At 70.7% G+C, this 5,655-nt stretch carries 3 protein-coding genes; 2 read left to right on the forward strand and 1 reads right to left on the reverse strand.

All coding sequences use genetic code 11. The features are described 5' to 3' along the window. Positions 1-49: 49 nt before the first annotated feature. Positions 50-2,305 (reverse strand): MMPL family transporter, encoded by a 2,256-nt coding sequence (locus ACFU74_RS35630; protein ID WP_380764288.1) that lies wholly within the window; start codon positions 2,303-2,305, stop codon positions 50-52. Positions 2,306-2,875: 570 nt separating this feature from the next. On the opposite strand from ACFU74_RS35630, the gene ACFU74_RS35635 reads away from it, so the two are divergent. Next, complete coding sequence (locus ACFU74_RS35635) at positions 2,876-5,062, forward strand: MMPL family transporter (RefSeq protein ID WP_380764287.1); 2,187 nt, start codon at positions 2,876-2,878, stop codon at positions 5,060-5,062. 320 nt (positions 5,063-5,382) lie between these two features. Continuing rightward, positions 5,383-5,586, forward strand: coding sequence for a cold-shock protein (locus tag ACFU74_RS35640; protein ID WP_327676217.1), 204 nt, complete (start codon positions 5,383-5,385; stop codon positions 5,584-5,586). Positions 5,587-5,655: the final 69 nt, after the last annotated feature.

Below are 5,655 nucleotides of genomic sequence, written 5' to 3' on the forward strand. Positions count from 1 at the left end.
GCGTCACGCGGGGCCCGGCGGTCTCCGAGGTCCGGGTCGGGGAAGGGGCTCAGACCTCGATCCGGCGGTGCCGGGCCTGGTGCGGCTGCTGCTCCGGCGCAGCCTGCGGAACGTGGGGGACGGCGCCGGTGCCGAGCGGCGGGACGCTCTCGCCGTGCGAGAGGTCGGGCAGCCAGCCGAGCCAGCGCGGCAGGTACCAGTTGCGCTCGCCGAGCAGGGTCATCACCGCGGGCAGCAGCACCGCGCGGATGATCGTCGCGTCGATCAGCACCGCGACCGCGAGGCCGACGCCCATCTGCTTCATGGCCTGCATGGACAGGGTGCCGAAGACCGCGAACACCGCCACCATGATCACCGCGGCGCTGGTGACCACCCCGGCCGTGGAGCGGATGCCGTGGGCGATCGCGGCCCGGGTCGGCAGGCCCCGGTCGCGGCCCTCCTTGATCCGGGAGACCACGAAGACGTGGTAGTCCATCGAGAGGCCGAAGAGGATCACGAAGAGGAACAGCGGCACCCAGGACTCCACCGCGCCCACGCCCTCGGTGCCGAGCAGCGAGGCCCCGACGCCGTGCTGGAAGACCAGCGTCAGCACCCCGTACGCGGCGCCGACCGACAGCAGGTTGAGCACCACGGCGGTGGCGGCGACGGCCAGCGAGCGGAAGGAGGTGAGCATCAGGAGGAAGGCGAAGGCCACCACGAAGCCGAAGACCAGCGGCATCGACTCGGTCATCTTGGCGTTGAAGTCGTAGGAGCCGGCGGTGCGGCCGGTGACCGGGGCCTCGGTGCCGGGCACGGCGAGCACGGTGGCGGGCACCAGTTGCTCGCGCAGGGTCTTCAGCGCGGCGTTGCTCACCTCGTCGTTGCCGGTGCCGTTGAGCGGGATGTCGACGGTGGCGACGTTCTGCTGTGGGTGGACGGTGACGTCGACCGGTCCGTGCATCTGCCCGCTGGCCAGGGCGCGGGCCTTGAGGTCGGCGATCGCGGCGGTCATCGCGGGGGAGTCGATGTCGGCGGCCTTGATCACCACGGAGGCGGGCGCCGGGCTGCCGGGGAAGGCGGCCTCGATCTTCTGTGAGACGGCGACCAGCTCATTGCCCTTGGGCAGCTGCTGCTGGAAGGTCAGGTTGGCGGTGTGCATGGTGAGCAGCGGGGCGGACAGGCCGATCAGCACGGCGCCGGCGAGCACGGTGGCGGCCAGCGGGCGGTGCAGCACCGGGGTCAGCACGGCGTTCCAGAACCGGCCGCCGGTGGTCGCGGCGTCGGGGCGGCGGAGCCGGCCGAGGAACGGCACCCGGCCCTTGCCGACCCTGTCGCCGAGCATCGAGAGCAGCGCGGGCAGCACGGTGAGCGAGCCGAGCACGGCGGTGACGACGACCACGATGGTGGCGAAGGCCATCGACTCGAACTCGGCGATCCCGGTGAGGAACATGCCGGCCATCGCGATCACCACGGTGACGCCGGAGACCAGGACGGCCCGGCCGCTGGTGGCGGCGGCGATCCGCAGGGAGGTCTCCAGGTCGCGCCCGGCGGCCCGCTCCTCGCGCTCGCGGCGCAGGTAGAAGAGGCAGTAGTCGACGCCGACGGCGAGGCCGACCAGCAGCATCACCGAGGCGGCGCTGTTGCTGGTGTGGAGCAGGCCGCTGCTGAGCGCGACCAGCCCGCCGGCCGCGATGAAGGCGGTGAGCGCGAGCACGACCGGCAGCACGGCGGCGACCAGCGCGCCGAAGGCGACCAGCAGGATGCCGAGGGCGAGCGGGACGGCCGTCCACTCGGCGCGGGTGAAGTCCTCGGCGAACTGCTCGTCCATCCACTTGCCGGAGCTGGCGTCGCCGAGTTCGACCACGGTGAGGTCGGGGTGCTGCTTCTGGACGGCGGCGACGGCGTCGACCACGGCGGTGACGTTCTTGACCGCCTCCTCGTGCTCGCCCTTCACGGTGAGCTGGACGAGGGCGGAACGGCCGTCGGCGGAGACCGCCTTGGTGTCGTAGGGGGAGCGGATGTCGGTGGCCTTGCCGGTGCCGTCGACCGCGCTGATCACCTGCTCGACGGTGGTCCGGAAAGCGGGGGCGTCGCTGGTCAGCGAGCCGCTCTGGATCAGCACGGTCTCGGTGGACGGCGGCTTGAGGCCGGCCTGGTCGAGGATCTGGGCGGCCCGGGAGACCTGGCCGGGCATGGCTTCGGCGTCGGTGACCTTGGTGCTGCCGTGCATGCCGCCGAGGACGGCGGCGAGGACGACGAACAGCAGCCAGCCGAAGACGGCGGTCTTTCTGTGCCGGGCGCTCCACGCGCCCATGGCTGCGGCCATGCCGAGCTTGGTCTTCACAACTTCCCCCTGGGAGTGCGGCCGGCGCCGGGATCGGTGGCGGGCGCGGGCCGGGCCTTCGGCGGTGGTCGGTCCGCCGGGTGGTCGGGCGCCGGGGTGCGGCCCGGCGTCCCAACCGACAGTAGGGAAGCCGCAGGTGACGGGGTATCCGGCTGGCGGGGGAGTTCTCCCTGTGGTCTTCCTCGGGGAGGGGGTGGGGTTTTCCCTACCCGGCAACCCTGATATCTCCTCCCTGGGATCGGGGCACCGGCTCCACCCTGAGGGGGAGTGGAATCCACCCCGAGCACGAGGCCCCGGGGGTCGTGCGGGGGCGAAGATGGGTCAGGGTCGCCTCAGGGCGTCCTGAGGGGGTCGGCCTTCGGCGAACGGGGTCGAGGGGAAAAACTACTTGCCGGTCGGCAAGTAAGTGGCCGTAGGATGGTCCCCTCTTCGTACTTACCTGCCGACCGGCTAGGCCAGTGCCCCCGCACGGCCGGAGCCGATCCCGATCCGTCGCCCGGCGTCCCGTCCCCCAAGGGCTGCGGTGAACCATGCCCAGGAGGCATTACGAGCATGTTCCACCGACTAGGACAATTCGTCGTCCGTCGCGCCTGGTGGGTGATCGCCGGGTGGATCGTCGCGATGCTCGCCGTCGCGTTCACGGCGCCGAAGATCACCGCCCAGACCGACGAGGCCGCGTTCCTTCCCAAGCACTACGAGTCCATCCAGGCCGCGGAGTTGCAGGAGCAGGCGTTCCCGGCCAGCTTCACGCCCTCGGCGCTCGCCCTGTTCGAGCGCAACGACGGGGCCCAGCTCACGTCCGAGGACAAGGCCGCCGCGGCGAAGATCGTGCAGGGCCTCACCGACAAGAAGATCGAGCACGTCGAGCAGATCGTCCCGGTCAGCGACCAGACGACCTCCAAGGACGGCAAGTACGCGCTGGCGCCGATCGCCATCGAGAAGGCCACCCAGAACTCGGAGAAGTTCGGCGAGGTCGCCAAGGACCTCCGCGACGAGGGCAAGGCGCTCGCCCAGGGCACCAGCCTGAAGTTCCAGCTCGGCGGCGCCGCCGCCCAGCAGCAGGACCAGAAGGAGTCCTCCGGCGCGGCCGACGCGATCATCGCGATCAGCAGTGTCGTCCTGGTCGCGATCATCGTCGGCATCATCTTCCGCAGCGTGCTGGCCGGCCTGCTGCCGGTGCTGCTCTCGCTGGTGATCGCGATGCCGACCGCGAACGGCCTGATCGCCCACGCCACCAAGGCCTTCGACCTGAAGTCCACCCCGGTGCTCTCGGCGATCCTGATCGTCGTGGTGCTCGGCGTCGGCACCGACTACTTCCTCTTCCTCGCCTTCCGCTACCGCGAGCGGCTGCGGGCGGGCGACACCCGGCAGGAGGCCGTGGCCAACGCCGTCGGCCGGGTCGGCGAGGCGATCGCCTCCGCGGCCGGCGCGGTCACCGTCGCCTTCGCGGCGCTCGTCCTCTCCAGCCTCGGCATGTTCAAGGCGCTCGGCCCGGCGCTGGCCATCGCGGTCGTCGTCACCGCCTTCGCCTCGCTCACCCTGGCCCCGGCCGTGCTCGCGGTCATCCCGGCCCGCGGTGTCTTCTGGCCGGGCAAGAAGTGGATGCGCGAGCCGTCCGACGCCCGGTTCGCCGCGCTCGGCCGCGTGGTCCAGAAGCGCCCGGCCCTCGTGGCCGTCGCCTCCGGCGCCGTGCTGGTGGCACTGAGCGCCGGCGCCCTCAACTACAACGGCACCTTCGACCTCGCGGGCAGCTCCATGCCCAAGAGCAAGGAGTCGATGGTCGTCCAGGACAAGCTGGTCACCGCCTTCTCGGCCGGTGCCGCGGACCCGACGCACGTCTACCTGACCTCCGACGGCGGCGGCAAGCTCGACCAGGGCGCGTTCGCCGGCTTCGCCGCCAAGCTCGGCGCCGTCCCCGGCGTCGCCGAGGCCCCGGCCGATCCGCAGGTGAGCAAGGACGGCGCGACCGCGGACTTCACCGTCCTGCTCAAGAACGAGCCGTCCGGCAACGAGGCGATCGACACCGTCACGGAGCTGCGCGAGGTCGCCCACGCCCAGGCGCCGTCGGGCACCGAGGCCAAGGTCGGCGGCATCACCGCGATCTACAAGGACATCAACCTGGCGATGAGCCACGACTACAAGCTGGTGTTCCCGATCGCGGGTCTGCTGATCCTGCTGATCCTGGCCCTCCAGCTGCGCAGCGTGGTCGCCCCCTGGTACCTGATGGCCTCGGTCGGCCTCGGCTTCACCGCCACCCTCGGCTCCTCGACCCTGCTGTTCCAGAACATCAAGGGCGAGCACGGCATGATGTTCATGCTGCCGATCCTGATCTACCTCTTCGTGGTGGCGATCGGCACCGACTACAACATCCTGATCATCGCCCGCCTGCGGGAGGAGGCCCGCGAGGGCCGCAGCCCGCGCGAGGCGGCCCGCGAGGCGGTGCGCCACGGCGGCCCGACCGTCGCGGCGGCCGGCTTCATCCTGGCGGTGTCGTTCGCGACGTTCATGCTCGCGGGCAACATCTTCATGCTGGAATTCGGCTTCGGCATGGCCTTCGGCATCTTCTTGGCGGCCTTCGTCATGGCGATGTTCTTCACCCCGGCGCTCACCGCGCTGGTCGGCAAGGCCGCCTGGTGGCCCGGCCACGGCGGCGACGCCACCGGCGGCCACGGCGGCGGGCACGCCGCACCGGCCGGCCCGTACGCACACGGACTGCCGGAGTCGGCCGGACGGCGCTGAGCCGTTCGCCCGATCCGGTGACAGTCGGGTGACACCCCGGTGTCGCAAGGGCGGCGCCCGCTTCGGCGGGCGCCGTCTGCCCGTTTCCCGGGGGCTGCAAACGTGATCTGTCGGGCAGAAAATCCCCGGTCAATCGGGGTGCGACCGTGCTACAGTCGAGTCAGTTGCAGTTTTGGTTCCCATGAACGCTTGTGTGCGCCTGCTGGTCCCAACCAACAGGCGCATTTGTTTTGTCCGGTGTTTCAGTCTCCGGATGGGGATCGCGGCTACTTGGGGTCCACGAGGTGTGGGCTCCGATGCCCCAGTTAGAGGAGACGGTTATGGCTACCGGCACCGTGAAGTGGTTCAACAGCGAGAAGGGCTTCGGCTTCATCGAGCAGGAGACCGGCGGCCCCGACGTGTTCGCGCACTACTCGAACATCGTCGCTCAGGGCTTCCGTGAGCTCGTCGAGGGCCAGAAGGTCGAGTTCGACGTCACCCAGGGCCAGAAGGGCCCGCAGGCCGAGAACATCCGCGTCATCTGAGTCCAGCCTCCGAGCTGACTCGCGATCTCGCGTAGCGAGGGCCCGCACCGCACGGTGCGGGCCCTCGCC

The organism is Kitasatospora sp. NPDC057500, assembly GCF_042802195.1.
Taxonomy (GTDB): Bacteria; Actinomycetota; Actinomycetes; order Streptomycetales; family Streptomycetaceae; genus Kitasatospora.